Origin of the sequence: Enterobacter sp. PP-008-ECC_S150, assembly GCF_045257065.1 — a bacterium.
Lineage (GTDB): Bacteria > Pseudomonadota > Gammaproteobacteria > Enterobacterales > Enterobacteriaceae > Enterobacter > Enterobacter chengduensis.
Window position 1 is genome coordinate 1 of the sequence record NZ_JBJHHG010000076.1, and the last position, 870, is coordinate 870.

An 870-nucleotide genomic window follows, 5' to 3' on the forward strand; every position below is an offset into this window, starting at 1 on the left:
TTTTTAAGTCCAATTCCAGCACGGGCACCCGCTGCCGTTGTTTCCCCGGTACCGCCCTGCTCAATCGGGAGAGCACCATTGGTACCTTTCTGTGCCAGTTTACCGATGCCAGGAATGGTTATGGTGGTTCCGTTGATGGTAACGGTGATGGTCTGGTTTGCTGATGTAGTGGCGAACGTCTCCCACGCGCCAATGTTCTCGTCATATTCTTTGATGAGCTGAGACATAGCCTGTGCCAGCCCGTCTACAGAGATATTGTCGGACACCAGGATTCCATACTTCTGGCCGCTTAACGCCGGTGATGCAGCTGGCGTAACCGTCATGGAAGTTGCGCTGTTCACGGATGAAATCTGGAACAGTTGCACCGGATTAGACATCACGATAATTGTCTGGCCAGCGCGAACCTGGCTGGCTGGCGCCGTCCAATTCGTACCCGTCCCACTGGCGTTATTTCCGTTGATTGCAATGGTGCCGGTGTTATAAAGCATATTTTCTCCAGGCAATGAAAAAACCCACCGAAGTGGGTTGTACATTAGGTAAATTTTCTGAAAGGTCAGGCAAATGAGCCTGTTCCTCGGGTAATTGTTAATGTCGGTGCTGATATAATTTTACTGGCTGTTCCTGTCCCTATTACCGTGATGGTCCCGGTTACAGCTGCTGATGTAATTCCCCTCACTGCATGTCTTACGGTCATCCATAGCCCACCAGTCCCGGCAGGCACATTGATTGTGCCGAGATTGCGCGTGCTACCGTTGATATTGAGAGTGATAGATACCGTGGTGGTTCCTGAAAGTGAAGATACAAAAATCAACGCTTCAAGAAGTGCAGACTTAGAGAGTGCTGATGATCCGGAATCATTAAACGTGATTG

At 49.9% G+C, this 870-nt stretch carries 1 protein-coding gene and 1 pseudogene; both read right to left on the bottom strand.

Annotation, left to right across the window (positions count from 1 at the left end):
* Nucleotides 1–488, bottom strand: a pseudogene (locus ACJBF3_RS26080) (tail fiber protein); the annotation flags it as partial.
* A 65-nt stretch (nt 489–553) separates the two neighbouring features.
* Nucleotides 554–870 (bottom strand): hypothetical protein (locus tag ACJBF3_RS26085; protein ID WP_406545303.1); only part of this gene is annotated, 317 nt, incomplete at its 5' end.